The organism is Streptomyces sp. NPDC097595 (genome assembly GCF_044761525.1).
Classification (GTDB): Bacteria; Actinomycetota; Actinomycetes; order Streptomycetales; family Streptomycetaceae; genus Streptomyces; species Streptomyces drozdowiczii_A.
On the sequence record NZ_JBIWCN010000003.1, the window covers coordinates 330,634 to 353,604 of the forward strand.

Genomic DNA, 22,971 nt, shown 5'->3' on the forward strand with positions numbered 1-22,971 from the left:
CGTCAGTTGAGCCGGCGGTCGATCACGGTCCGTATCTTTCCGCTGACCGGGTTCCGCTCCAGCCCGCCCTCCGGATGGCACTCGACCACGAGCTCGAACATCCGCAGGCCGTCGTCGTAGAGCTGGGAGTCGCTCAGCGGCGGGAAGGTGTCGGCGAGGAAGGACTTCAGCACCTCGGGATCCAGTTCCGTACGCGATTCGGTGCGCAGCACCAGCGTCTCGGTCCCCTCCCTCGTCAACAGCTCCGCCTGGAGCTGGGACACCTGGAATTCCTCCAGGGCGGTGGCGATCTCGCCGTAAAGCACCGTCGCCGACTTGAACTTCAGCAGACCGTCGCTCCGTCCCAGGTACTCCAGCACCCGTCCGGACACCCCGCAGGGGCAGTCGCGTCGCGTGATCCGGCCCAGGTCACCGATGCGGTACCGGATCAGCGGTCCCTCGAACTTCTGCATCGAGGTGATCAGCAGGTGCCCGGTCTCGCCGTCCGGCAGCGGGGAACCGTCCTCGTCGACGACCTCGACGAGGTTGTAGTCGTCGTTGACGTGGTGCAGCGTGCCGCCGAGCCCCTCGCACTGGTAGCCGATCTGCGCACCGTCGTTGGCCGCCAGGATGCTGGTGATGGACCGCGTGCCGAGCTCCTCCCGCAGCCACGCCTTGTCGGACTCGGTCATCGGGGTTCCGCCGTAGACCACCTTCTCCAGCCGCAGCCCGGGGTCCTTGCGCTTGGCCTCCCGGAGCAGCGGCAGCACCACGGCGGGCTGGCCCAGCAGTACGTTCACCGAGAAGTCCCGGACCAGCATCAGCATCAGGTCGGCGGTGACCTGCTGGCCGGCCGAGAACGCCTCCACCGGCATCCGGGTCAGCTCGCTGGCCGTCGTCATCAGCCCGCCGTACAGCCCCCCGCCGACCAGCGCGTTGAGAACCCGGTCGCCGGGGTGGATGCCGAGCGCCCGCAGCAGCGGGATGGCCTCGCGCACCATGTTCTCCCAGTCGGTCCGCGCGTACACGATGTACCGCGGCTGCCCGCCGGAGGCCCCGCTGCGGAGTACCTCGCCGCTGGGACGGGCACCGCTGGACATGGCGGTGGCGCGGGGCAGCGACCCGGCCTCCAGCTCCGCCTTCTCCAGGATGGGCAGGCCGGGCAGGCCGGCGACGCCGTCGATCCGCGGCAGGTCCCGGTAGTGGGCCGTACGCTGGGCCATTCCGACCAGGTAGCGGACCCGGGCGTCCATACGCGAGGTCCGGCCGGGGTCGGCGCTCCGGGCGGCGTCCAGCGAGGTACCGGCCAGATAGTCGGAGGTGAACAGCTCCCGGAACCACGGCGACCGGCAGTCGATGTCCGCCACGGCCGCCTGCGGGCCGTCCTGACCGGGCGCCACCCTGACCCGTACCGAGGGGATACCGGGACGCGCGGCGCCCGCGTACAGCTCACCGGACGAGGACGCCGCGTCCTCGCTCAGCACCACCAGATCGGGGACCGCCACGACGGTGCCCGCCACCTCCGCGCCGCACGTCGTCACCTCGGCCGCGGGCAGCGGGAACCCCGGCTCGCGCAGCGCCCCGGTCACCGCCGTCCACAGGGCGGGCCGGGCGGTACGGACCACCACGGCATTGCCCAGCGCCCAGGCGAGCAGCAGCCCCCGCAGCGTGTTGCCCGCCCGGTCGTCGTCGAGGACGACCCGGCCCACCGGGTGCTGCTCCCAGACGTCGCCGCTGTCCGTGAGCGGGCGCCAGGGGAACTGGCTCAGGCCGCCGAGCCCCTCGTCGAGGGCGTGGGCCAGCGCGTCGGCGTCCAGGAGGCAGCCGAGTTCGAGGAGATCGGCTTCCTTCAGCGCCCGGGTCACCGGCGCCGAGGCGTCATCGGCCAGGGCCCGCTGGACGTGCTCGACGGCGAGCACGAGGTCGGTCGGGTAGTGGCGGTTCATGCGGCGCTCCTCAGAAGGGCAGGCTTACGGGTCGCGGAGACGACCGTGATGGCGTCCGCGCACTCCCGCAGGAAGCGCCCGAGCTCGGCGGCGTCGGTGTGCGAGGCCTCGATGAACACGGGGCACTCCCACTCCTGGTAGGTGATGTGCGCGGTCAGCGGACGACCGGGGGGCAGTACGTACAGGCGGTCCACGCAGGGGTGGCCGGCCAACCCCGGCGGCAGTGTGACCTCGGCGGTCCCGGCGGGGAGGTGGTGGCCGGGGAAGGCCAGCCAGCCGTGGTAGCGGCCGCTGGGGGCGCTCGTCGGCGGCCGCTCCAGACCGAGGCGTACCGCGATCTCGTGGGACGGGAGGTGGACACCGGTGCCGCGTTCGTGCGCGGTGACCACCCCCGCCCCGCCCACCCGGTTGGCGACTTCGAGGAAGACCAGTTCGTCGTCGGCCGTGTGGAACGCCTCCAGATGGACGCAGCCCTCCTCGATACCGAGGGCGATGGACACCTCCCGCGCCAGTTCGCGATGGGCACCGGTCAACGGGATCTGGTGCGAGCCGAGCGGCAGCCCGTCGGCGAACTCCACCGGCTTGTTCACGTAACGGCTGGCCGCCAGCTCCACGAACACGCCGTCCTGGAGCAGTCCGTCGATGTGCAGGATGTCGCCCTCGATGTGCTCCTCGATCTGGTAGTTCCCCGGATCCGCCAGCTTCCGGTAGACGCTGAGCGCCTCGCGGGCGGTCTCCAGGACCATGACCCCGTCGCTGGACGCCCCGTTGCGGGGCTTCAGCACGGTCTTCCCGCTCCAGGGCAGCGGACCGCACGGGGGAGGGGCGCTCACGAAGCGAGGGTGGCGAATGCCCGATCCCGCCAGCGCCTCCTTCATCCGGACCTTGTCCCGGACGAGTTCGATCCGGCTCTCGGACGGGCCGGGGAGTCCCAGGTGACGGCGGATGCGCACCGCCTCCAGGATCCCGAACTCCGAGAGGGACAGCACCTTCTCGTAGCCGTCCGACGGCCGCACACGGGCCGTCACCCCGGCCACCAGGTCGTCGTCCTCGTCGAGCGGGACCAGCGAGCAGCGGAGGTCCGCGGGAATCTGCCGCAGCGAGGCCGGCCGGCCGATGTAGGTGACCTCGTGCTCGTCGTGGTCGACCCCGCGGTGGTAGGAGATCTTGCGGTAGGGAACTTGATGGATCACGAGAATCTTCATCCGGAGTACTCCAAGGCTGTGATGCCCCAGCTGAATCCCATGGCGCTGGTGGCCAGCAGGATCAGGTCCCCCCCACGGAGTTTCTTCTCCTCCATGAGGCCGTCGAGGGCGATCAGGGTGTCGGCTCCGCCCATGTGACCGAGCCGTCCGTAGTTGAAAACGCTGTGCTCGGCGGGGATGCCGAGCGTCGTCAGCAGACGCTCGTGCATCCTCTTGTCGCCTTGATTGATCAGGAACCACGCGACGTCGCCGATGGTCCGCCCCAGCGCCGTCAGGGTCTCGTCGACCAGGCGGGTGAAGTTCTCCACGTAGGCGGCGCCGAGGCCCCGCCGGAGCGGGCCCCGGCGGATGACGACCCGGCCCTCGCGCCACTCGCCCCGGTAGTAGTCGGCCCATCCGGGGTCGGTGCGCATCGCGGAGTGGAGGACCCGGAAAAGAGGCTTGTCATCCGCCAGCAGCACCGCCGCGCCCGCATCACCGAAATTGAACAGCGCCTTGGAATCCGGGTCACCGTGGTCCACCATCCTGCTCAGCCGGTCTCCGAGGAGAACCAGCGTGTACACGCCCGGTCCCTTCCGGGTGCTTTCGGTCGCCAGCCGGATCGCCGTCAGGCCCGCGTTGCAGAAGTTCGTGAGCTCGTAGCAGTGGGCGTTCCCGATGCCGAGCTCGTCGGCGGCCTTGGCGGCCGGCGACCAGAACGGGTGGTCCCACTCACCGGAGCCCGTGTAGATCACTTCCCGCACGGCCGAGCGGTCGGTCTCCAGCCGCTCCAGCAGTCGTGACGCGGCCCGGACCGCCAGCCCCGAGGCCGTCTCCCCGTCCGCGAGGACGGGGAACGACTCGGTGTGGGTGATGGCGGCCAGGTCCGCGAGGGGCACGCCGGACATCCGGTGCATGTCCCGGATGTCGGCCGTCGCGGACGGGAAGCACACGTCGAAGTCGACTATGCCGCCCACGGGTCCCTCGCCTCGATGCTGACGCGGTGCACGGTGCGGTCGACGCCCGGCGCCACCGCGGTGGCCGCGTGATAGGTCAGCTCGCACTTCCAGATGACCAGGTCCCGAGGGGTCCACCGGTGTTCGTAGACGTGTGCCGGGTCCTGGATCAGCTCGTTCAGGAGGGCGAAGAACTCCTCGTTCTCGTTCGCGTCGAAGCCGATCACCCGCTCCATGTACTCCGGCGCCCCGTACACGTACCGGCGGCCGGTGGTGGGGTCGGTCTTCACCAGCGGGTGCCGGACCGGCGGGTACTCCTCCTCCACCAGCGCCTTGAACTCCGCGATGGACAGGCCCGCGTGCTTCTCGGAGATGCGCTGGCGCTTGGAGACGGTGTGGATCGCCGTGCGCCCCTCGATCCTCTCCTTCCACTCCTGGGGCAGGCGGTCGTAGACGTCGGCGGCGTTGGCGTAGAGCGTGTGGCCGCTGGTGCCGGGCACGTCGACGCCGTGCAGCATCGTGTACGGCGGCGCGTCGTTCTGGTACGAGGAGTCCTGGTGCCAGAAGTTGCCGACCCGGGCGACACCGATCGCCATGTTGTTCTTCTTGGCGTTGGAGGAGATCATGATCTCCTCGTGCTCCGGGTGGCGGTACTTGGCCATCAGGAAGGGCTTGGGCCGGCCGATGCGGCTCGCGAGCTCGATCTGCTGCTCCGGGGTGATGTCCAGGGAGCGGATGACGACCAGCTCCCGCTCGTGCAGCAGCGTGCTCACCTGCTCCCAGAGTCCGGAGTCCTGGAGGTCCCGGTAGGTGACCCCGGTCAGCTCGGCACCGATGAACGGCGTGAGGTCGTTGATCCGGATGCCGGTGGCGGCGTCGGTCTCGGGCGCGGTCATGGTCATGGTTCTGTCGTCTCCTCGATCGGGAACGTGAGGGTGAGGGCGTACGTGAAGGTGAGGGCGTACGTGAGGCTGTGGAGGGGCGCCGGTCAGCTCGGGTCGTCCGCGAGGCACTGTGCGAGCGCCGCGACGAACCGGTCGATCTGCTCCTCCGTACGGAAGGGCGCGACGGTCACGCGGAAGCGCTCGCCGCCCTTCGGTACCGACGGGAAGTTGATGGGCTGCACGTAGACGGAGAACTCGTCGAGCAGCCGGCGGGAGATCCGCTTCACGCGGTCACCGCCCGGCACGAGGACCGGGACCAGGTGCGTGGGAGCGGGGACGTGTCCGATTCCCGCCTCGGTGAGCCGGCGGCGCATCAGCTCCGCCTTGACGTGCAGTTCCTCCCGCATCGTGGCGCCTTCGGGGCCGCGGATGACGGACAGGCTCGCCAGGGTGGCGTCCAGGGAGGCACGGGGGATGGTCGTGGTGAAGATGAATCCGGGGGCGTGCGAGCGTACGTAGTCCAGCGGGACGTCGGGACCGGCGACATACCCGCCGGTGGTGCCCACCGCCTTGCCGAACACGCCCTGGACGAAGGTGACCCGGTCCTCACCGATCGCCTCGCTGATCCCGGCGCCGGTGGGCCCCGAGACCCCGATGGCGTGGGTCTCGTCGAGATAGGTCTGCGCGTTGTACCGCTCGGCCAGGTCGCAGATCTCACGGATGGGCGCGATGTCGCCGTCCATCGAGTACACCGACTCGAAGACGATCAGCTTCGGCCGGTCCAACGGCTGCTGGGCCAGCGCCAGTTCGAGGTCCGTGAGGTCGTTGTGGGCGAAGATGTGCTTGGGGTTGCCGGCGGTCCGTACCCCCTCGATCAGGGAACGGTGGTTGAGGGCGTCCGAGAACACCATGGTCTCCGGCGCCGCCCGCAACAGCGTGGCCAGCGTCTCCACGTTGGCGACGTAGCCGCTGGTGAAGATCAGCGCGCGCTCCTTGGCGTGCCAGCCGGCGAGGAGCGCTTCGAGCTCCACGTGCGCCTCACTGGTGCCCGCGATGTTCCGCGAGCCGCCGTTGCCCGTGCCGTGGCGCAGGGTCGAGGTGAGCTGGGCGTCCATGACCTGCCGGTGCTGGCTCAGGCCCAGGTAGTCGTTGGTGCACCACACCTGGATACGGCGGCCCTGGTGCAGGGCGTGCCCCCGGTCGTCCGCCAGGTAGGAGCAGGCGACGAAGTCGCGGTACAGGCCTTCGGCTCTCAGCCGGTCGAGTCCGGCGCGGAGGCCGGCATAGGTCTCCGGGGCACGAGGCGGAGCAAGGGTGGAGATCACGGTGCTGCCCTCTCGGGTCGGTGGCTCGGACTGGAATCACCTTGGGACAGCCCGTTCCCGATCGGATCCCTCCCCGTTCCCACCGCCCTGCTCCGGAAGTCGAGGGGCCCCGGCCGCGGCACCGCTGTCGCACCCACCCGGTACCGTCGCGCCATGGCCACCACCGCTTCCCACACCCCCAACCTGGCCGTTCTCGAAGGCGTTCTGGAGAGAATCACGTACGCCAACGAGGAGAACGGGTACACCGTCGCCCGCGTCGACACCGGCCGCGGGAGCAACGATCTGCTCACCGTCGTCGGGGCGTTGCTCGGGGCGCAGCCCGGGGAGTCCCTGCGGATGGAGGGGCGTTGGGGGTCCCACTCGCAGTACGGCAAGCAGTTCCACGTGGAGAACTACCGGACCGTCCTCCCCGCCACCATCCAGGGCATCCGGCGCTACCTGGGCTCCGGGCTGATCAAGGGCATCGGGCCCGTGATGGCCGACCGGATCACCACCCACTTCGGCGTGGACACCCTGGACATCATCGAGCGGGAGCCCAAGCGGCTCATCGAGGTCCCCGGCCTCGGACCCAAGCGGACGAAGATGATCGCCGCCGCGTGGGAGGAGCAGAAGGCGATCAAGGAGGTCATGGTCTTCCTCCAGGGCGTCGGCGTCTCGACGTCCATCGCGGTGCGGATCTACAAGAAGTACGAGGACGCCTCGATCTCCGTCGTGAAGAACCAGCCCTACCGGCTGGCAGCCGACGTCTGGGGCATCGGCTTCCTGACCGCCGACAGGATCGCCCAGGCGGTGGGCATCCCGCACGACAGCCCGGAACGGGTGAAGGCGGGCTTGCAGTACGCGCTGTCGCAGTCCACCGACCAGGGGCACTGCTTCCTGCCCGAGGAGCGGCTGATCGCGGACGCGGTGAAGCTGCTCCAGGTGGACACCGGGCTCGTCATCGAGTGCCTGGCGGAGCTGGCCGAGGAGCCGGAGGGCGTCGTACGGGAGAAGGTGCCGTCGCCCGAGGGCGGGGAGCCGGTCACGGCGGTGTATCTGGTGCCGTTCCACCGGGCGGAGATCTCCCTCGCCGCCCAGGTGCGGCGGCTGCTGCGGACGCCCGAGGACCGGCTGCCGGCCTTCGCGGACGTGGACTGGGACAAGGCGCTGAAGTGGCTCGCGGGCCGGACGGGCGCCAAGCTCGCGCCCGAACAGGAGGCCGCCGTACGGCTCGCGCTGACCCGGAAGGTCGCCGTGCTGACCGGCGGCCCCGGCTGCGGCAAGTCGTTCACGGTCCGGTCCATCGTGGAGCTGGCCCGGGCCAAGAAGGCCAAGGTCGTGCTGGCCGCGCCCACCGGCCGGGCGGCCAAACGGCTCTCGGAGCTGACGGGCGCCGAGGCGTCCACCGTGCACCGGCTGCTGGAGCTGAAGCCGGGCGGCGACGCGGCGTACGACAAGGACCGCCCGCTCGACGCCGATCTGGTCGTCGTGGACGAGGCGTCGATGCTCGATCTGCTGCTCGCCAACAAGCTCGTGAAGGCGGTGGCACCGGGTGCCCATCTGCTGCTCGTCGGCGATGTGGACCAGCTGCCGTCGGTGGGGGCGGGGGAGGTGCTGCGGGACCTCCTCGCCGAGGGCGGCCCGGTCCCCGCGGTCCGGCTGACCACGATTTTCCGCCAGGCCCAGCAGTCGGGCGTCGTCACCAACGCGCACCGCATCAACTCCGGCGTACCGCCCCTCACTCAGGGGCTCAGCGACTTCTTCCTCTTCGTGGAGGACGAGACGGAGGACGCCGGGGTGCTCGCGGTGGACGTCGCGTCCCGCCGCATTCCGGCCAAGTTCGGGCTCGACCCGCGCCGGGACGTCCAGGTGCTCGCCCCCATGCACCGGGGCCCGGCCGGGGCCGGACATCTCAACGGTCTGCTCCAGCAGGCGATCACCCCGGGCCGGCCGGACGTGCCCGAGAAGCGGTTCGGCGGCAGGGTCTTCCGGGTGGGGGACAAGGTCACCCAGATCCGCAACAACTACGACAAGGGGGAGAACGGCGTCTTCAACGGCACGGTGGGCGTCGTCACCGGCCTCGACCTGGACGAACAGCGGCTCACGGTCCTCACCGACGAGGACGAGGAGATCGGCTACGACTTCGACGAGCTGGACGAGCTCGCCCACGCGTACGCCATGACGATCCACCGTTCCCAGGGCAGCGAGTACCCGGCCGTCGTCATCCCCGTCACGAAGAGCGCCTGGATGATGCTCCAGCGGAACCTGCTCTACACCGCCGTGACCAGGGCCAAGAAGCTCGTCGTGCTGGTCGGCTCGCGACAGGCGATCGGCCAGGCGGTCCGCACGGTTTCCGCAGGCAGACGCTGTACGGCGCTGGATCACCGGCTCCGAGGAGGCGGCGACGGAGGATCGTCGGTAAAAATGATCGATCAAATCGGTGGGAAACATCACGGAGGTCTTCCGGAACCGCAGTCAAGGGGGCAGGATGGCTAAGTTCGCGGCACTCAGTGCCGCGAGTAGGTCCAATGGACGACCCCGAGTGCACTCTCCTGAGCCAAATGGGGGAGGGTGGAGACAGTCAGGGAACCTCGAAGAAGAGGCACTACGTCGGTGAGGGATGACGTGAGCGAGCACACCAACAACGCTGTGGTACTGCGGTACGGCGATGGCGAGTACACCTACCCGGTGATCGACAGCACCGTCGGCGACAAGGGCTTCGACATCGGGAAGCTCCGGGCGAACACCGGCCTGGTGACGCTGGACAGCGGATACGGCAACACCGCTGCCTATAAATCGGCCATCACCTACCTCGACGGCGAGCAGGGCATCCTGCGCTACCGCGGCTACCCGATCGAGCAGCTCGCGGAGCGTTCGACCTTCCTCGAGGTCGCGTACACGCTGATCAACGGTGAGCTTCCCAAGGTCGACGAGCTGTCGACCTTCAAGAACGAGATCACCCAGCACACGCTGCTGCACGAGGACGTCAAGCGGTTCTTCGACGGCTTCCCGCGCGACGCCCACCCGATGGCCATGCTGTCCTCGGTCGTCAGCGCGCTGTCCACGTTCTACCAGGACAGCCACAACCCGTTCGACGAGGAGCAGCGCCACCTCTCGACGATCCGGCTGCTCGCCAAGCTCCCGACCATCGCCGCGTACGCGTACAAGAAGTCGATCGGTCACCCGTTCGTCTACCCGCGCAACGACCTGGGCTACGTCGAGAACTTCCTGCGCATGACCTTCTCGGTCCCGGCCCAGGAGTACGAGCTGGACCCGGTCGTCGTCTCGGCGCTCGACAAGCTGCTCATCCTGCACGCGGACCACGAGCAGAACTGTTCGACCTCCACCGTGCGCCTGGTCGGCTCTTCGCAGGCGAACATGTTCGCCTCGATCTCCGCCGGCATCTCGGCGCTCTGGGGCCCCCTGCACGGCGGCGCCAACCAGTCGGTCCTGGAGATGCTGGAAGGCATCCAGGCCAACGGCGGCGACGTCGACTCCTTCATCCGCAAGGTGAAGAACAAGGAGGACGGCGTCCGCCTGATGGGCTTCGGCCACCGGGTGTACAAGTCCTTCGACCCGCGCGCCAAGATCATCAAGGCCGCCGCGCACGACGTGCTGTCCGCCCTCGGCAAGTCCGACGAGCTGCTGGACATCGCGCTCAAGTTGGAGGAGCACGCGCTCAACGACGAGTACTTCGTCTCGCGCAACCTCTACCCGAACGTGGACTTCTACACGGGCCTCATCTACCGCGCGATGGGCTTCCCGACCGAGATGTTCACCGTGCTCTTCGCGCTCGGCCGGCTCCCCGGCTGGATCGCCCAGTGGCACGAGATGATCAAGGAGCCCGGCTCCCGCATCGGCCGCCCGCGCCAGATCTACACCGGCGAGGTCCTGCGCGACTTCGTCCCGGTCGAGGGCCGCTGAACGCCCCCTCACGCATCACCCGGCCCTGACTGACGCCGGAACCCGCGCCCCCGCCTGCCGCGCCCTCCCCCCGAGCGACGCGGCGGTCGGGGGCGTGTGGCGTTCCGGGGGGAGTGCGTGGGGGCGTACGCCGGGCGCGCGCTGTCCGGGAGCGCTCCCGCGCAAAGAGAGAAGCGCCTCGCCATCGATCCCCCCACGGGCCGACAGCGAGGCGCTTCCCATGTCCCGGAGCGGATTCCCCCCACGGGATCCGGCCGGGCGTTCAGTGGGAGCCGTAGCTCCTGGGCTGTGCCTCGGTACTGCTTGTCCTGCTCCTGCGCTGTGGTCTGCCGGGGTACGTACCGACGGGAGGGCCGCTCAAAGCTCCCCGGTGTACGTGCCCCGGCCCACTCTTGCCCGGAGCATCCCCCAAGACGCTCCGCCGGACGTCCCCCAAGACATCCTTGGCATCGCACTCTAAGACTTACGAACCCATCGAATGGTTACCCTGAAACCGATGTGATCTGAATCTCATTGTGGAAATTACGTGAAGGACCGCAGGCGCAGGCTGTTCGTCACGACGAAGACCGATGAGAAGGCCATCGCCGCTCCGGCAATCATAGGGTTGAGCAGCCCAAATGCCGCAAGGGGTAGGGCGGCCACGTTGTAACCGAATGCCCAGAAAAGGTTGCCCCTGATGGTGGTGAGGGTGCGTCGGGAGAGGCGGATGGCGTCTGCTGTCACCTTGAGATCTCCACGAACCAGGGTCAGATCGCTCGCCTCGATCGCGGCGTCCGTGCCGGTGCCCATCGCCAGACCGAGGTCGGCGGTGGCCAGCGCGGCCGCGTCGTTGACCCCGTCGCCGACCATGGCGACGACCCGACCCTGCTCCTGGAGACCCCGGATGACGTGCGCCTTCTCCTCCGGCAGCACCTCGGCCCGGACCTCCTCGATCCCGGCCTCGCGGGCCACGGACTCGGCGACGGCGCGGTGGTCTCCGGTCAGCAGGATGGGCGTGAGGCCGAGTTCCCGGAGGGCGGCGACGGCCTCCGCGCTGGTCTCCTTGATCGCGTCGGCGACTTCCAGGATCGCCCGTGCCTCGCCGTCCCAGCCGACCGCGACGGCCGTACGCCCTTGAGCGGCGGCGTCCGCGACGGCGGCGGCCAGGGCGTCGGGGAGGGCGATCCCGGCCTCGGTGAGCAGCCGGGGGCGCCCGACGAGGACGGTGTGGCCCTCGACGGTGCCCCGGACGCCGAGCCCGGGGACGTTGGTGAAGCCCTCCGGGGCGGGGAGGGGCGCGCCGGTGCGCTCGGCGGCTCCGGTCGCCACCGCCCGGGCGACGGGGTGCTCGGAGGCGTGCTCCAGGGCGCCGGCGAGGCGGAGGGCGGCGGTCTCGGTGGTTCCGGGGGCCGTGTGGACGGCCTGGAGGGTCATCCGGCCCGTGGTGACCGTGCCCGTCTTGTCGAGGACGATCGTGTCGACGCGGCGGGTGGACTCCAGGACCTCGGGGCCCTTGATGAGGATGCCGAGCTGGGCGCCGCGCCCCGTACCGACCATCAGCGCGGTCGGCGTGGCGAGGCCCAGCGCGCAGGGGCAGGCGATGATCAGGACCGCCACCGCCGCCGTGAACGCGGCCGTCGCGTCGTCGGTGGCCAGCAGCCACCCGATGAGCGTGGCGAGCGCGAGGAGCAGGACGACCGGGACGAACACAGCCGAGATCCGGTCCGCGAGGCGCTGCACCTCGGCCTTCCCGTTCTGCGCGTCCTCGACCAGCTCGGCCATCCGGGCGAGCTGGGTGTCGGCACCGACCCGGGTCGCCTCCACGACGAGGCGGCCGGAGACGTTGAGCGTTGCGCCGGTCACCGTGTCGCCGGCGCCCACGTCCACGGGGACGGACTCGCCGGTGAGCATGGAGGCGTCCACGGCCGAGGTGCCCTCGACCACGGTGCCGTCCGTGGCGATCTTCTCGCCGGGGCGGACGGTGAAGCGGTCGCCCACGACGAGCCGGGCGACGGGCACCCGGATCTCGGCGCCGTCGCGCAGGACGGTCACGTCCTTCGCGCCGAGGTGCATCAGGGCGCGCAGCGCGGACCCGGCCCTCCGCTTGGACTTCGCTTCCAGATAGCGGCCCAGCAGGATGAAGGTGACGACGCCCGCCGCGACCTCCAGGTAGAGGGTGGACGAGGCGTCGGCCCGGGAGGCCGTCAGGTCGAAGCCGTGCCGCATGCCGGGCATCCCGGCGTCCCCGAGGAACAGCGCCCACAACGACCAGCCGAAGGCGGCGAGGGTCCCCACGGACACCAGGGTGTCCATGGTCGCCGCGCCGTGCCGCAGATTGGTCCAGGTGGCCCGGTGGAAGGGCAGCCCGCCCCAGACCACGACGGGCGCGGCGAGGGTGAGCGAGAGCCACTGCCAGGAGTCGAACTGGAGGGCGGGGATCATCGCCAGGGCGACCACGGGGGCGGCGAGCACGGCGGAGACGACGAGCCGCTGCCGGAGGGCGGTGAGGGCGGTGAGGGCGGGGTCGGGGGTGTCGTCGGGAGCCTCGTCCGGGTGGGGCGGGGCTTCCGCTTCCGGTTTCGCTTCCGGTTCCGGTTCCGGTTCCGGCCGGGGTGCGCGGGGCGCGGCCTCGGGGGCCTGCGGGGCGTCATCGGTGGTGGCGGCGGGCCCCGGGGCCCGCGCGGCGGCCCCGGGCAGCGGCTTCGCCGTGTAGCCGGTCCGTTCCACCGTGGCGACGAGATCGTGCACGGAGACGGCGGCGCCGTCATAGCTGACGCGGGCCTTCTCCGTGGCGTAGTTCACGGTGGCCGTGACGCCGTCCATCCGGTTGAGCTTCTTCTCGACGCGGGCCGCGCACGAGGCGCAGGTCATGCCGCCGATCGTGAACTCGGCCCGGGAGGGCTCCGCCGCCGGGACGTCGGCCTCCGTCGCGCTGTGGGTGTCCGATGCGCTGTGCATGTCCGAGCTCCTGGAACGCCGACCGGGCCGTACCCCACCAGTATCTGCTGGTCGGTGCGGCCCGGTCGGAACGGGGTGACGCGGGTGGGTGTTCCCCGGGGCGGTCAGGCGCGCCCGGTCAGCTCGTAGCCCGCCTCGTCCACGGCGGCGCGTACGGCCTCGTCGTCCAGGGGGGCCTGCGAGACCACCGTCACCTGCCCGGTGGACGCCACGGCCTTCACGGAGGTGACACCCTCGATGGCGGAGACCTCCTCGGTGACGGCGCCCTCGCAGTGCCCGCAGGTCATGCCGGTCACCTGGTAGACGGTGGTCACGCCGGACCGCCCGGCGTCCGCGCTGTCGTGGCAGGAACCGCTGGGCGAGCAGCAGGAGCCGGTCGCCTGGGGGAGCTGGGTCTCGGCGGTCATGGTGTTCTCCTCTTCGACGGGCACACGGGGCGGAGGGGCGCACGGGTGCTCGCACACCGGTGCGCCTCCACGATCCCCACTTTATACCCCTAGGGGGTACCGGGCGAGCCGGGTCCGGCGTGTCACGCCGCGGCGTCGACCGGGACGTCGCCCCGCCACAGCGCGGCCCAGGTGTCCGCGTCGACCAGGCCGGTGCCGAACAGGGGCGGGTGGTCGGCCTGGAAGCGTCGGACGGCGTCCAGGGTGCGCAGGCCGAACGTGCCGTCCACCGCGTCCCAGGGCAGGTAGCGCCGGTTGGCCAGCATGCACTGCACCTGGAAGGCGCGGTCGCCCTGGTCGCCGAAGACGGTGAGCCCGTCCCCGTCGTAGAAGGCGCACACGGGGCTGGAGCCGGCCGGCGGCACGTTCTCGGCGTCGGCGGCGGCCCCCGGGGCCCCGGTCACGGCGGCGGCCAGCGCGAGGGCGGCCAGAAGCCCGCCGGTCAGGACCGAGGCACCGGCGGACCGGCGCGGGGGCTGCGGAGGATTCGGGGACTGCGGGGACTGCGGGGACGGCGCGGACATCGGGGACATCGGCGTTCGGGGCATGGAAGTGGCTCCTCGGTGAGTGCGGGGGGCGGGCCCGGGGGCCCGGTCTCACCGAGGACAACAGCCCGGGCCGGCCTCACGTCACTGCCCGGGGAAGGGTCAAAACCTCCCGCAGGAGCGGAGGTAGTCGCGGGTGCGGCGGGCGATCGGGAACGGGCGGTCCGGCGGGCAGGGGTACATGTCCTGCTCGACGATGGCGAACAGATCGACGTCCAGCCGGCGGGCGGCGGCCAGGACGGGCTCCAGGGCCGGGACCCCGCCCGGCGGTTCGCACATCACGCCGCGCGCCACGGCGGGCCCGAACGGCACCTCGTCCGCCACCACCTCGGCGAGGACCGCCGGGTCCACCTGCTTGAGGTGGAGGTAGCCGATGCGCTCCCCGTACGTCTCGATCAGCTCGACGCTGTCGCCCCCGCAGTACGCGTAGTGCCCGGTGTCCAGGCAGAGCGAGACCAGGTCCGGGTCGGTGGCGTCGAGGAAGCGGGCGACGTTCTCCTCGGTGTCGATGTGGGTGTCCGCGTGCGGGTGGACGACGACGCGCAGCCCGTAACGGTCCCGGACCTCGCGCGCCAGCCGCTCGGTCTGCGTGGTGAGGTGGCGCCACTGCCCGGCCGTGAGGACCCGGTCCTCCAGCACCTCGCCGGTCTTGTCGTCGCGCCAGAAGGAGGGGATGACCACGAGGTGTTCGGCGCCCATCGCCCGGGTGAGTGCCGCGATACCGGCGACATGCTCCCAGGTCCGGTCCCAGACGTCCGGCCCGTGGTGCAATCCGGTGAAAACGGTGCCCGCCGAGACGGAGAGCCCCCGGCTGCCCGTCTCGTCCGCGAGGCGGGCCGGATCGGTCGGGAGGTAACCGTACGGACCCAGCTCGATCCACTCGTAGCCCGCGGCGGAGACCTCGTCGAGGAAGCGCCGCCACGGCACCTGCCGGGGATCGTCGGGGAACCACACCCCCCAGGAGTCCGGCGCGGAGCCGATGCGGATGCAGGGCGGAGCGGAGGCCGAGGAGGACGTCATGCCCCAGCCTCACCACGGGGGCGGAGCGGTGTCAAGAATACGTCCGTATGTCCGTACAAATGATTGACGATGATCCAAGCGGAGATGATCCAGGTACAGGCGCCCAGCCGAAGGGACGTTGCATGCCTGAGCAGCCGTACGACGTGATCACGATGGGGCGGATCGGGGTGGACCTCTACCCCTTGCGGACGGGTGTGCCGCTGGCCCGGGTCGACACCTTCGGGAAGTTCCTCGGCGGCTCCCCGTCCAATGTGGCCGTCGCCGCCGCCCGCCTCGGCCGACGCACCGCCGTGGTGACCCGCACCGGCGAGGACCCCTTCGGCGACTATCTGCGCGAGCAGTTGCGGGAGTTCGGGGTGGACGCCCGGTGGGTGACGCCCGTCGCCGTCTACCCGACCCCGGTCACCTTCTGCGAGGTCTTCCCGCCCGACGACTTCCCCCTCTACTTCTACCGGCAGCCCAAGGCCCCCGACCTGGAGATCCACGCCTTTGAGCTGGACCTCGAAGCGGTCCGCGCCGCCCGGGTGTTCTGGATGACCGGCACCGGCCTGTGCGCCGAGCCGAGCCGTACGGCGACCCTCGCCGCGCTGCGCGCCCGCGACCGCTCCGGCATCACCGTCTTCGACCTCGACTGGCGCCCGATGTTCTGGCCCCCCGGCGTCTCGGAACCGAGCCCGTCCGCCCGTTACCGCGAGGCCCTGGCCCACGCGACCGTCGCCGTCGGCAATCTGGACGAGTGCGAGATCGCCACCGGCGAGCGCGAACCGTATGCGGCGGCCCGCGCCCTCATCGAGGCCGGCGTCGAGCTGGCCGTCGTCAAGCAGGGTCCCGCCGGGGTCCTCGCCGTCCACCGGGACGGGACCGTCGCCGACGTGGAGCCGCTCCCCGTCGACGTGGTCAACGGCCTCGGCGCGGGCGACGCGTTCGGCGGCGCCCTCTGCCACGGGCTGCTGAGCGGCTGGGACCTCGCGCGCACCATGCGGTACGCCAACGCGGCGGGCGCCATCGTCGCCGCCCGGCTCGCCTGCTCCTCCGCGATGCCGTTCCCGCACGAGGTCGAGGCCGCGCTCACCGAAGGCGCGGTCACCGCACACGGCGAAAGGGCATGAGCATGCGAGGCGAACCGGCGTACCACCTCCCGGCGGGCTCCACCGCGCACGGCCCCTACGCCCTGGACATCGGCCCCGAACAGGCCGGCTGGGAGCGGTCCGGCCTGCGTGTGCTGGAGCTGGAACCGGGAGGAGTTCACACACTTGTCACCGGGGAGAGCGAGTGGATCGTACTGCCGTTGACCGGCAGCTGTACGGTGCACATCTCAGATGAGATCTTTGAACTGCTGGGCCGTAGGAGCGTGTTCAGCGGCGTTTCCGACTTCGCCTATGTACCGCGCGACGCCCACGCACAGATCGCCTCCGGCGCAGGCGGCCGCTTCGCCCTGGCAGGAGCGAAGTGCGAGCGACGACTCCCCGCTCGCTACGGCCCCGCGCCGGAGGTACGCGTGGAACTGCGCGGCGCCGGCACCTGCTCCCGACAGGTCCACAACTTCGCCGCCGCCGACGCCTTCGACTGCGACCGGCTCATCGCCGTGGAAGTCCTCACCCCCGGCGGCAACTGGTCCTCCTACCCGCCGCACAAACACGACGAGCACCTCCCCGGCGAGGAGTCCGTCCTGGAGGAGATCTACTACTTCGAGGTCGAGGACGGCGGCCTCGGCTACCACCGGGTCTCCCCGTCCCGCCCCGGGGGTACGGACGTGCTCGCCGAGGTCCGCAGCGGCGACACGGTCCTCATCCCGGACGGCTGGCACGGCCCCTCCATCGCCCCGCCCGGCCGCACCCTGTACTACCTCAACGTCATGGCGGGCCCCGGCGAGAAGCGGGAGTGGCTGATCCGCGACCACCCCGACCACCGGTGGGTGCGCGACACCTGGCCGTCCCAGCCGGTCGACCCCCGGCTGCCGCTCCACGGACCGGAGGACCACGCATGACCGCGACGCCCGGCACGACCGGGGAGGCCGTCCGCCGCCTCACCACCGCCCAGGCGCTCGTCGCCTTCCTCGCCCGCCAGTACGCCGAGCGCGACGGCGAGCGGCACCGCCTGATCGCCGCCACCTGGGGCATCTTCGGCCACGGCAACGTCGCCGGCATCGGCCAGGCGCTCCTGGAGACCGGCCCCGCGATGCCGTACCTCCAGGGCCGCAACGAACAGGCCATGGTGCACGCGGCCACCGGCTACGCCCGCCAGTCCGGCCGGCTGTCCGCCCACGCGGTCACCACGTCCATCGGCCCGGGCGCCACCAACCTCGTCACCGGCGCCGCCCTCGCCACGGTCAACCACCTCCCCGTCCTGCTGCTGCCCGGCGACACCTTCGCGACCCGCCCCGCCGACCCCGTACTCCAGCAGCTGGAGGTGCCGTACGCGGGCGACATCTCCGTCAACGACTGCCTGCGCCCCGTCTCCCGCTACTTCGACCGGATCAGCCGCCCCGAGGCCCTGATCCCGGCCGCGCTGCACGCCATGCGGGTCCTGGCCGACCCGGCGGAGACCGGTGCGGTCACCCTCGCGCTGCCGCAGGACGTGCAGGCGGAGGCGTACGACTGGCCGGCGGAGTTCTTCGCGGAGCGCGTCTGGCACGTACGCCGCCCGGCCCCCGACCCGTACGAACTCGACGCGGCCGTACGGGCGGTGCGCGCCGCCCGCCGCCCCCTCGTCGTCGCGGGCGGCGGGGTCCACCACAGCGCCGCCGAGGACGCGCTCGCCGCGTTCGCGGAAGCCACCGGCATCCCCGTCGCCTCCACCCAGGCCGGGAAGGGCTCGCTGCGCCACGACCACCCCGCCGACGTCGGCGGCATCGGCCACACCGGGACCGCCACCGCCGACGACCTCGCCCGCACCGCCGACCTCGTCATCGGAATCGGCACCCGGTACACCGACTTCACCACCGCGTCCGCGACCCTCTTCCAGCACCCCGGCGTCCGCTTCCTCAACGTCAACCTCACCGGCTTCGACGCCCACAAGCTCGCCGCGCTCCCGCTCGTCGCCGACGCCCGCACCGCCCTGGACGCCCTCACGGAGGCCCTGGCCGGACACCGCGCGGACCCCGCGTACGAGGCCGAGTACACCGGGGCCAAGGCCCGCTGGGAGCGGCGCGTCGACGCCGCGTACGCCACGCCGGACCCGCAGGCCCGCCCCACCCAGACCCAGGTCCTCGGCCTCCTGGACGAGCTGGTCACCGACGAGGACATCCTCGTCAACGCGGCCGGTTCGCTCCCCGGAGACCTGCACAAGCTCTGGCGGACCCGCTCCCCGCGCCAGTACCACGTGGAGTACGGCTACTCCTGCATGGGCTACGAGATCCCGGCCGCGATCGGCGTGCGGATGGCGGCCCCGGACCGGCCCGTCTGGGCGCTCGTCGGCGACGGCACCTACCTCATGAACCCCACCGAGATCGTCACCGCCGTCCAGGAGGACGTCCCCGTCAAGCTGGTCGTCCTCCAGAACCACGGCTACGTCTCGATCGGCGGCCTCTCCGAGGCGACCGGCGGCGAACGCTTCGGCACGGACTACCGCCACCGGTCGGCGGACGGTGACTTCACCGGCCCCCCGCTTCCGGTGGACCTCGCCGCCAACGCCGCGTCGCTCGGCATGCGGGTCCTGCGCGCCGGGACGGTGGCGGAGCTGCGGGCGGCCCTCGCTGAGGCCCGCGCGGCGGACCGGCCCGTATGCGTACACGTGGAGACCGAAACGCCCGGCGACGGACAGGGTCCGCCCGAGGCGCAGGCGTGGTGGGATGTTCCCGTGGCCGGGACGGCCACCCGCCCCGCGGCGGTCGAAGCACGGAAAGAGTACGAACGACACAGCGCCGGCCGACGCCGTCACCTCTGAAGGAGCCACAGCATGAAGACCGTGAACCACTGGATCGGTGGCAAGACCGTCGAGGGCACCTCGGGCAACTACGGCGAGGTCACCGACCCCGCCACCGGCGCCGTCACCACCCGGGTCGCGTTCGCCTCCCCTGACGAGGTGGACACGGCGGTGGCCGCCGCGAAGGACGCGTACCGGACGTGGCGCGACTCCTCGCTGTCCGCCCGTACGGCGGTCCTGTTCCGCTACCGCGCGCTGCTGGACGCCCACCGGGACGAGATCGCCGCGCTGATCACCGCCGAGCACGGCAAGGTGCACTCCGACGCGCTGGGCGAGGTGGCGCGCGGCCTGGAGATCGTGGAGCTGGCCTGCGGGATCACGACGCAGCTCAAGGGCGAGCTGTCCACGCAGGTCTCCCAGCGGGTCGACGTCTCCTCGATCCGCCTGCCGCTGGGCGTCGTCGCGGGGATCACCCCGTTCAACTTCCCGGCCATGGTGCCGATGTGGATGTTCCCGCTCGCCATCGCCTGCGGCAACACCTTCGTGCTGAAGCCCAGCGAGAAGGACCCGTCCGCCGCGAATCTGCTGGCCGAGCTGGCCGCCGAGGCGGGGCTTCCGGACGGGGTGCTCAACGTGCTGCACGGGGACCGGGTCGCCGTCGACGCCCTGCTGAACCACCCGGACGTGGCCGCCGTCTCCTTCGTCGGCTCGACGCCCATCGCCCGCCACATCCACGCCACCGCCTCGGCCAACGGCAAGCGGGTGCAGGCGCTCGGCGGCGCGAAGAACCACATGCTGGTGCTGCCCGACGCGGACCTGGACGCCGCCGCCGACGCCGCCGTCTCCGCCGCGTACGGCTCGGCGGGGGAGCGCTGCATGGCGATCTCCGCCGTCGTCGCCGTGGGCGCGATCGGCGACGAGCTGGTCGCCCGCATCAAGGAGCGGGCCGCCCGGATCACGATCGGCCCCGGCACGGACCCCTCGTCCGAGATGGGCCCGCTGATCACCGCCGCCCACCGCGACAAGGTCGCCTCCTACGTCATCGGCGCCGCCGCCCAGGGCGCCGAAGTGGTCCTCGACGGAACCGGATTCACCGTCGACGGCTTCGAGGACGGCCACTGGATCGGCCTCTCGCTCCTCGACCACGTCTCCACCGACTCCGACGCGTACAAGGACGAGATCTTCGGGCCTGTCCTGTGCGTGCTGCGCGTGGGGACGTACGAGGAGGGCGTCGCCCTCATGAACGCCTCGCCGTACGGCAACGGCACCGCGATCTTCACCCGCGACGGAGGCGCGGCCCGCCGCTTCCAGCTGGAGATCGAGGCCGGCATGGTCGGCGTCAACGTGCCGATCCCGGTCCCCGTCGGCTACCACTCCTTCGGCGGCTGGAAGGACTCCCTCTTCGGCGACCACCACATCTACGGCAACGACGGCGTCCACTTCTACACCCGGGGCAAGGTCACCACGACCCGCTGGCCCGACCCGGCGGACGCCCCGGCGGGCGTGGACCTGGGCTTCCCCAGGAACCACTGACCCGACGCCCCGAGTACGGGCCGGACCCCGGCCCGTACTCAGCCCAGCTCCAGCACCCCGACCGTCTGGTCCCCGCTCGTCTCGCCCGTGGTCCGGAAACCGAGCCCCAGATAGAAGCCCTCGGGCCCGTCGTCGCCCGGGTGCCAGGTGACGTACATGCGCGTACCGCCGCGCCGCCGGATCTCGTCGGCCACGCACCCGACCGCGAACCGCCCGTATCCGCGCCCCTGTTCGCCCGCCGCGATGTTGAGGCGCCACAGTCCCGAGCGGATGTCCCGCCCGGTGCCGTCGCCCGCGAAGTCGATGTCCAGGAAGGCCATCAGGAACCCGACGAGCCGGTCCCCGTCGAGCACGAGCCGGGGCCAGGCGGCCTCCTGATGCGCGTACGCCTCGGCGAGGGACTTCACGACCGGGGCCACCAGGTGCTCCTGGTCGGGCCGGACGCGCAGGCCGATCGCGGCATCGACATTGGCGGCGGTGACCTCGGCCAGCCTCGGTGAAGTAGTCATGCGAGAACGGTAAACGCCGAGGTCAACCGGTTTTCCGGCCGCACACATGACCGCAGGGCCACTCCCCCGGAGTGGCCCTGCGGCGTTCTGGTGGGCGGTCAGCGGTCCGAGGAGGCGGCGGTCTCCGCCTCGATCATGCGCTCCATCGGGACGACCCCGAAGCGGCCCGAGACCAGGAAGGCCAGCACCATCGAGGCGACCATGAGCACCGTCCCCGCCCACACCATCGTCTCGACCGGCACGGTGTACGCGCCCACGGCCCGCACCGCGCACTCGGTGAGCAGCGCCCCGCCCCAGATGGCCGAGAACCGGATCTCGGCCCGGTGGAAGGCAGGCGAACCGGCGGAGAGCCGTTCCCAGGCGGCCGTCTTCCCGGCCTCGCCCCGGGTCAGCCACGGCCGCAGGCCCGCCGACAGCATCGGGCGGCCCCGCAGCGCCGTCACCAGGAACGCCAGGCCGATGACGCTGCTCACCGCGCTGTCCTTGAGGAGCATCAGCCGGGGGTCCCCGGACACCAGGCCCAGCAGCAGCGAGACCGCGTTGACCGACACCATCAGCGCCGCGAGGCCGTTGAGCCGGCGCTCGCGCACCGCGCCCCACACCGTGCGGAGCGCGGGGACCACGCTGCTCCAGGCCAGTGCGCCGAAGGTGGAGAGCCCCGCCGCCTTCAGCGCGTAGTACGCGGCGAGCGGCAGCGCGACGTCCACCAGCAGCGGCTTCAGGCTGTCCACGAGGGCCTTGCGGCGCTCGATCGGGGCGGTGGCGCCGGCCGGGGCGTCGACGGCGGGGGCGGTGAGTGTGGCGGCCGGGCTGCTCATGTCGGTTCCTCCCGTTGCGGCGGCGCCTCCGTGGCTCCCGCTCTCGACACGTACAAGACTGCCGATCCGGGCCCCCTCCCCGGCAGAGCCGCGTGTACTGACCTCCGCATGACGAATGTCATGGCCTTCGCCATGCGGTTGTACGGCTCCGAGCGCGTGACCCGATCGTTGCCGTACGGCGTACAACCGCGCCGGGTCCTCCCTGGTCCCCATGACGTTCCGGTTTTCAAAGGGAGGGGACGGTCTCGCGTATGACGAAGACGATGTGGAACGCGGTGGTGGCCGGGGGAGCGGCGGCCGTGTTCACGGCGATGGCGGCAGTACCTGCGGGGGCGGCGGAGGGAGGCGCGTCCTTCTCCCGGGTGTCGTTCAACGGCGGCAAGCCGATCGTGATCGGGGTGCACGATGTGGTCGAGGTGCACGGCACCTTCCGCATGACGACCACGCGCACGTTCGACTTCGGGCCGACCGTGTATCCGTACCGGGGGAGCCTCGAAGGCGGGGACACCCTGTGGAACGTCATCACAGGAAGCGACTGCCGCCCCGTGGCGAAGGGGGTCTGCGACTTCCAGGAGTGGCTCGAGATCGACCCGCGGCACATCGACTTCGGCAACGAGGACGCGGGCACCTGGAAGTTGGCCGCCGAGGTCTCGTACGTCGGTGACGACTACGACAAGGACGACCTGAACATCCCGATCCAGGTCCAGCGCGCCACCCGGGTCACCGTCAACGCCGCCCCGGAGCCGGCCGTGTTCGGCAAGACGATCACGATCACCGGCAAGGTCACCCGGGCGAACTGGGACACGCACACCTACCAGGGGTACGCGGGCCGCACGGTCAGCCTGCAGTTCAAGGCGGACGGCGCGTCCTCGTACAAGACGGTCAAGAAGGTGACGTCCGGTTCGACGGGGGCGCTCAAGACCACCGTGAAGGCCACCGACTCCGGCACCTGGCGGTGGAACTACTACGGGAACTCCACGGCCGGCGCGAAGGCGTCGACCGGCGACCACGTCGTCGTGTCGTCCGGTGTCCGCGTGATGCACGGTCCGCGCGTGATGCACGCCGCCCGCTAGCGCCACCGGCGGGGCGCCGCCGGAAACTCGTTCGCCGTCCGCCCGCCGC

Annotated in this window: 18 protein-coding genes; 7 read left to right on the forward strand and 11 right to left on the reverse strand. The window is 71.2% G+C overall.

Going from position 1 to position 22,971, the window contains the following annotated elements:
- Positions 1-2: 2 nt before the first annotated feature.
- The 5 genes from ACIQZN_RS06400 to hemA form a co-directional block, all read right to left on the reverse strand.
- A complete protein-coding gene (locus tag ACIQZN_RS06400) occupies positions 3-1,925 on the reverse strand; it encodes a phenylacetate--CoA ligase family protein (RefSeq protein WP_403988920.1) in 1,923 nt (640 codons plus the stop codon).
- Positions 1,922-3,130 (reverse strand): acetyl-CoA carboxylase biotin carboxylase subunit family protein, encoded by a 1,209-nt coding sequence (locus tag ACIQZN_RS06405; RefSeq protein WP_403988922.1) that lies wholly within the window; start codon positions 3,128-3,130, stop codon positions 1,922-1,924. Before ACIQZN_RS06405 ends, ACIQZN_RS06400 begins: the two co-directional genes overlap by 4 nt.
- On the reverse strand, positions 3,127-4,086 hold the full coding sequence (locus ACIQZN_RS06410) for a 3-oxoacyl-ACP synthase III family protein (RefSeq protein WP_403988924.1): 960 nt from the start codon (positions 4,084-4,086) through the stop codon (positions 3,127-3,129). Before ACIQZN_RS06410 ends, ACIQZN_RS06405 begins: the two co-directional genes overlap by 4 nt.
- Positions 4,074-4,967, reverse strand: a complete 894-nt coding sequence (locus ACIQZN_RS06415) for a TauD/TfdA dioxygenase family protein (RefSeq protein ID WP_403988926.1) — start codon at positions 4,965-4,967, stop codon at positions 4,074-4,076. The genes ACIQZN_RS06410 and ACIQZN_RS06415 overlap by 13 nt, the downstream gene beginning before the upstream one ends.
- A gap of 86 nt (positions 4,968-5,053) precedes the next feature.
- Positions 5,054-6,274, reverse strand: coding sequence for a 5-aminolevulinate synthase (hemA, locus tag ACIQZN_RS06420; RefSeq protein WP_403988928.1), 1,221 nt, complete (start codon positions 6,272-6,274; stop codon positions 5,054-5,056).
- 153 nt (positions 6,275-6,427) lie between these two features.
- On the opposite strand from hemA, the gene ACIQZN_RS06425 reads away from it, so the two are divergent.
- Positions 6,428-8,749 carry an ATP-dependent RecD-like DNA helicase gene (locus tag ACIQZN_RS06425; protein ID WP_403988930.1) on the forward strand — a complete coding sequence of 774 codons (2,322 nt, stop codon included), beginning with the start codon at positions 6,428-6,430 and terminating at the stop codon, positions 8,747-8,749.
- Between the two features lie 129 nt (positions 8,750-8,878).
- Entirely contained in the window at positions 8,879-10,177 is a 1,299-nt protein-coding gene (locus ACIQZN_RS06430; RefSeq protein ID WP_018105990.1) for a citrate synthase, read from the forward strand.
- A 522-nt stretch (positions 10,178-10,699) separates the two neighbouring features.
- Here the strand turns inward: ACIQZN_RS06430 and ACIQZN_RS06435 are convergent.
- The 4 genes from ACIQZN_RS06435 to ACIQZN_RS06450 all read right to left on the reverse strand — a co-directional run bounded on the left by ACIQZN_RS06435 (position 10,700) and on the right by ACIQZN_RS06450 (position 15,125).
- Positions 10,700-13,114 carry a heavy metal translocating P-type ATPase gene (locus ACIQZN_RS06435; RefSeq protein ID WP_403988932.1) on the reverse strand — a complete coding sequence of 805 codons (2,415 nt, stop codon included), beginning with the start codon at positions 13,112-13,114 and terminating at the stop codon, positions 10,700-10,702.
- Positions 13,115-13,218: 104 nt separating this feature from the next.
- Entirely contained in the window at positions 13,219-13,521 is a 303-nt protein-coding gene (locus tag ACIQZN_RS06440; RefSeq protein WP_403988934.1) for a heavy-metal-associated domain-containing protein, read from the reverse strand.
- Between the two features lie 122 nt (positions 13,522-13,643).
- The gene (locus ACIQZN_RS06445) at positions 13,644-14,108 is read right to left on the reverse strand and encodes a peptidoglycan-binding protein (protein WP_403988936.1); all 465 of its coding nucleotides are present in this window, start codon (positions 14,106-14,108) and stop codon (positions 13,644-13,646) included.
- 99 nt (positions 14,109-14,207) lie between these two features.
- Entirely contained in the window at positions 14,208-15,125 is a 918-nt protein-coding gene (locus tag ACIQZN_RS06450) for a sugar phosphate isomerase/epimerase family protein (RefSeq protein WP_403988937.1), read from the reverse strand.
- A gap of 122 nt (positions 15,126-15,247) precedes the next feature.
- On the opposite strand from ACIQZN_RS06450, the gene iolC reads away from it, so the two are divergent.
- Genes iolC through ACIQZN_RS06470 form a run of 4 tightly spaced genes read left to right on the forward strand, consistent with a single transcriptional unit; the run spans position 15,248 to position 20,522 of the window.
- A complete protein-coding gene (gene iolC / locus ACIQZN_RS06455) occupies positions 15,248-16,234 on the forward strand; it encodes a 5-dehydro-2-deoxygluconokinase (protein ID WP_403988939.1) in 987 nt (328 codons plus the stop codon).
- Positions 16,231-17,112 carry a 5-deoxy-glucuronate isomerase gene (gene iolB, locus ACIQZN_RS06460; protein ID WP_403988941.1) on the forward strand — a complete coding sequence of 294 codons (882 nt, stop codon included), beginning with the start codon at positions 16,231-16,233 and terminating at the stop codon, positions 17,110-17,112. Before iolC ends, iolB begins: the two co-directional genes overlap by 4 nt.
- Positions 17,109-19,010, forward strand: coding sequence for a 3D-(3,5/4)-trihydroxycyclohexane-1,2-dione acylhydrolase (decyclizing) (gene iolD, locus ACIQZN_RS06465; protein WP_403988943.1), 1,902 nt, complete (start codon positions 17,109-17,111; stop codon positions 19,008-19,010). The genes iolB and iolD overlap by 4 nt, the downstream gene beginning before the upstream one ends.
- A 12-nt stretch (positions 19,011-19,022) precedes the next feature.
- Positions 19,023-20,522, forward strand: coding sequence for a CoA-acylating methylmalonate-semialdehyde dehydrogenase (locus ACIQZN_RS06470; RefSeq protein ID WP_403988945.1), 1,500 nt, complete (start codon positions 19,023-19,025; stop codon positions 20,520-20,522).
- 38 nt (positions 20,523-20,560) lie between these two features.
- Here ACIQZN_RS06470 and ACIQZN_RS06475 read toward each other — a convergent pair whose 3' ends face one another.
- On the reverse strand, positions 20,561-21,031 hold the full coding sequence (locus ACIQZN_RS06475; RefSeq protein WP_403988947.1) for a GNAT family N-acetyltransferase: 471 nt from the start codon (positions 21,029-21,031) through the stop codon (positions 20,561-20,563).
- A gap of 98 nt (positions 21,032-21,129) precedes the next feature.
- A complete protein-coding gene (locus ACIQZN_RS06480) occupies positions 21,130-21,849 on the reverse strand; it encodes a VC0807 family protein (RefSeq protein WP_403988949.1) in 720 nt (239 codons plus the stop codon).
- A 251-nt stretch (positions 21,850-22,100) separates the two neighbouring features.
- On the opposite strand from ACIQZN_RS06480, the gene ACIQZN_RS06485 reads away from it, so the two are divergent.
- A complete protein-coding gene (locus ACIQZN_RS06485) occupies positions 22,101-22,922 on the forward strand; it encodes a hypothetical protein (RefSeq protein ID WP_403988951.1) in 822 nt (273 codons plus the stop codon).
- Positions 22,923-22,971 lie beyond the last annotated feature (49 nt).

Bases quoted from the DNA above. Each gene is read 5' to 3' on its own strand.
- ACIQZN_RS06400 (WP_403988920.1), bottom strand. From the start codon at position 1,925: ATGAACCGCCACTACCCGACCGACCTCGTGCTCGCCGTCGAGCACGTC.
- ACIQZN_RS06405 (WP_403988922.1), bottom strand. From the start codon at position 3,130: ATGAAGATTCTCGTGATCCATCAAGTTCCCTACCGCAAGATCTCCTAC.
- ACIQZN_RS06415 (WP_403988926.1), bottom strand. From the start codon at position 4,967: ATGACCATGACCGCGCCCGAGACCGACGCCGCCACCGGCATCCGGATC.
- ACIQZN_RS06425 (WP_403988930.1), top strand. From the start codon at position 6,428: ATGGCCACCACCGCTTCCCACACCCCCAACCTGGCCGTTCTCGAAGGC.
- ACIQZN_RS06435 (WP_403988932.1), bottom strand. From the start codon at position 13,114: ATGCACAGCGCATCGGACACCCACAGCGCGACGGAGGCCGACGTCCCG.
- ACIQZN_RS06440 (WP_403988934.1), bottom strand. From the start codon at position 13,521: ATGACCGCCGAGACCCAGCTCCCCCAGGCGACCGGCTCCTGCTGCTCG.
- ACIQZN_RS06445 (WP_403988936.1), bottom strand. From the start codon at position 14,108: ATGCCCCGAACGCCGATGTCCCCGATGTCCGCGCCGTCCCCGCAGTCC.
- ACIQZN_RS06450 (WP_403988937.1), bottom strand. From the start codon at position 15,125: ATGACGTCCTCCTCGGCCTCCGCTCCGCCCTGCATCCGCATCGGCTCC.
- iolC (WP_403988939.1), top strand. From the start codon at position 15,248: ATGCCTGAGCAGCCGTACGACGTGATCACGATGGGGCGGATCGGGGTG.
- iolB (WP_403988941.1), top strand. From the start codon at position 16,231: ATGAGCATGCGAGGCGAACCGGCGTACCACCTCCCGGCGGGCTCCACC.
- iolD (WP_403988943.1), top strand. From the start codon at position 17,109: ATGACCGCGACGCCCGGCACGACCGGGGAGGCCGTCCGCCGCCTCACC.
- ACIQZN_RS06470 (WP_403988945.1), top strand. From the start codon at position 19,023: ATGAAGACCGTGAACCACTGGATCGGTGGCAAGACCGTCGAGGGCACC.
- ACIQZN_RS06475 (WP_403988947.1), bottom strand. From the start codon at position 21,031: ATGACTACTTCACCGAGGCTGGCCGAGGTCACCGCCGCCAATGTCGAT.
- ACIQZN_RS06480 (WP_403988949.1), bottom strand. From the start codon at position 21,849: ATGAGCAGCCCGGCCGCCACACTCACCGCCCCCGCCGTCGACGCCCCG.
- ACIQZN_RS06485 (WP_403988951.1), top strand. From the start codon at position 22,101: ATGACGAAGACGATGTGGAACGCGGTGGTGGCCGGGGGAGCGGCGGCC.